We start from the raw sequence: 2,715 nt of genomic DNA, 5'->3' as shown, positions 1-2,715 counted from the left end.
CGAGTTTCTGCGCAAAACGCCTAGGCCCCGCGGACGAGAAAGGCTGGACATCGGGATATTTGCGCAACAGGCCATCATAGGATGAGCGCGGCGACTGGGAGCGCGGGTCTCTGCGCGCCGGCGCGAGCGGATCATCGCTTTGCTGTGCCGGCGCCGCGGATCATCGCTTCGCCTCTGCCGCTCGCTCGAGCACCGCCAGGAAATGGGTGTCCGTATCGACTCCGGGCAGGTCGGTGCGCCCTGAGAAAGCAAGGCGGAAACCCGCGCCTGCGGGGGACGCGAGGAAGGCATCAACGACATCCTCATCCTCCTGGCGCAGGAACGAGCAAGTGGAGTACGCAAGGCGCGCGCCGGGGGCCGCGAATGCCGCGGAGCTGGTCAGGATCTGGAGCTGGAGCGAGGCGAGGCCGGCGATCGCATCCTCTTCGAGCGACCAGGCGATCTCCGGATGACGGCCCAAGGTACCCGTACCAGAACACGGCGCGTCAACAAAGACGAGGTCAAAGCTACCGTCAACGCGGGTTGGCTCGCGGCCGTCGTCGCAGACGCACATCACGCGGTCGGCGACGCCCGCGGCGGACATGCGGGCGGCCGCGGCGGCGGACTTCTTTGCATCGACCTCGACAGAGGCCAGGCGCGCGCCGGCGCAAGCCATGAGAATGGACTTGGTGCCGCGGCCCTGGCCGACCTCGAGGACGCGCATGCCGGGCTCGATGCCGAGGCGGGCCACGACGTCCTGGGCAGCGAGGTCGCAGGGCAGCACGTCGCAAGCCTCGACCAGGCCGGACGCGGCGAGCGCGGCAGGCATGCCGAGGATGAACGACCCCGGTATGGGACCGAGGGCAGGCTCGCAGCCAGCGTCCGCGAGAAGCCCGGCGCAATCCTCGGCCGAGCGGCGGGCCGTGTTCGCGGCAACGCTGGCGCAGGCGGGGGCGAGGGCGCAACGAGCATATGCGACGGCGCCCTCGGGGCCGAGGTCGGCGAGCGCGCGTGTCGCGAGCCACTCGGGAAGGGCGCCAATGCGCTGCAGGTCAGCGATGGTAACATTGCCGAATTCAACGCGTGCACGCGCCTCGGCCAGCGCGGCAGCGTCCTCCTCAGCGATGCGGCGCAGGACCGCGTTGCCGAGCCCCGCAGCGCGGCGGTTGACGCTGCGCACGAGCTCGACGCCCTGGCTCACGGCGACCTGAGTCGGCGTATCGAGATAAAGGATCTCGAAGGCCGAGACGCGCAGCGCGTCGCGGACGAGGGGCTCGAGCTTGGACCTCGCGCGCAGATGGCTCGTGATCGCGCGGTCGAGCTCGCCTTGAGCGGATACCGTTCCGAGGACGAGGCGCATGGCGAGGGCCCGGTCGCGCGGGTCGAGCGCCCCCATCGCGGGAGCGGCGCGAAGAAGGTCACGGGCGCGGGCTTCTCGGCGCCGGCACTCGGAGAAGAGCTTGAGGGCCGCGCGGCGCGCAGGGGCAAGAGGGGTCTTTCTGGAAGAGGGGATGGGACCGTCATTTGGTAACAGGCACATATCGTCGAAAGAACACCGACGATCTGGGCCAGTCACCAAGTGTCGGTCTACATGGCTCTTTCCTGTGCCAGTCACCAAGCGACGGTCTCTGTTGCGGGCCACTAGATGCGCTCCCAGGTGAGGTCGCCGCGGAGGCCGGAGGCCCAGGAGGCGACAGGCATCTCTTTCTTCCCGTCGGGCTTGACGGAGATGACCTCGAGGGCGCCGTCGGCGCAGCCGAGCAGCACGCGCTTCTTGAGCGCAAGGACGGCGCCGGGGGCGGGCAGCCCGGCGGCCGCCTGGTCGCCCGCGGCGACGCGGGCCGCCATCACGCGGACGCCCTTGCCGGCCACCAGCGCGCGGGCGGGCGCGGTTTCGCCGGAGGCCTGCACGCGCCGCGCGTTCACGTCGGCGGGCTCCGCAGGGTCGAGGAGCATCTCGTCCTTGTGGACCTTCGCCGCGACGGTCACGCCCGCAGGGTCCTGCTCGTGCCATTCGACGGTGCCGTCGGCCAGGCGCGGCAGCACGTCGACGAGCGCCGCGGAGCCCGCCTCTGCAAGGTCGGCGGTGAGCTCGGCGCAGCCTTTGTCCCCGATCCGGACGCGCGCCTGGGCGCACCAGGCGCCGGCGTCGAGCTCGTGGGCCACGCGCATGATCGAGACGCCCGTCTCTTCCTCGCCGGCGAGGATCGAGCGCTGGATCGGCGCCGCACCGCGCCAGCGCGGGAGCAGCGAGGCGTGCACGTTCACGGCGCCGAGAGGTGCTGCGGCGAGCACGTCGTCGGGCAGGATGCAGCCGTAGGCGACGACGCAGATCACGTCGGGCGCCGCCGCTCGCAGGGCGTCCTTGGCCTCGGGCGTCATGCGCGCGGTCTCGAAAACGGGAAGTCCGAGCTCGGTCGCCGCCGCCTTGACCGGCGATGGGACAAGCTTGCGCCCCCTGCCGCGGACGGCGTCCGGTCGCGTGAAGACGAGCGGCACCTCGTGCCCGGCGGCGACGAGCGCCTTGAGCGACGGGACGGCGAAGTCGGGCGTTCCCATAAAGACGACGCGCATGGTTTCTCTCCCTTATTCCTTGGCACAATGCTTTGCACAATCGCTTCGAATCTTCGAATGGAATCACACGAAGCAGGTTCCACGGCTTGAGCCGCGATCGCGCCAGAGCGCGCTTGGTGCAAAGACATTGTGCTAATCGTTGGTACAAGTACTTCTTGCCAG

Annotated in this window: 2 protein-coding genes; both read right to left on the bottom strand. The window is 69.8% G+C overall.

Annotated features, from left to right (window positions below; genetic code table 11):
- Positions 1-160 precede the first annotated feature (160 nt).
- Entirely contained in the window at positions 161-1,519 is a 1,359-nt protein-coding gene (locus tag ACT84W_RS05950) for an RsmB/NOP family class I SAM-dependent RNA methyltransferase (RefSeq protein WP_444328558.1), read from the bottom strand.
- Positions 1,520-1,620: 101 nt separating this feature from the next.
- Entirely contained in the window at positions 1,621-2,553 is a 933-nt protein-coding gene (gene fmt, locus ACT84W_RS05945) for a methionyl-tRNA formyltransferase (protein WP_444328557.1), read from the bottom strand.
- Positions 2,554-2,715 lie beyond the last annotated feature (162 nt).

Source organism: Paratractidigestivibacter sp., from assembly GCF_052362415.1.
Classification (GTDB): domain Bacteria; phylum Actinomycetota; class Coriobacteriia; order Coriobacteriales; family Atopobiaceae; genus Paratractidigestivibacter.
This window is presented reverse-complemented; position numbering and strand designations above follow the sequence as displayed.

Excerpts from the sequence above, each read along its gene's own strand:
- fmt (WP_444328557.1), bottom strand. The coding sequence starts at position 2,553 with ATGCGCGTCGTCTTTATGGGAACGCCCGACTTCGCCGTCCCGTCGCTC.
- ACT84W_RS05950 (WP_444328558.1), bottom strand. The coding sequence starts at position 1,519 with ATGTGCCTGTTACCAAATGACGGTCCCATCCCCTCTTCCAGAAAGACC.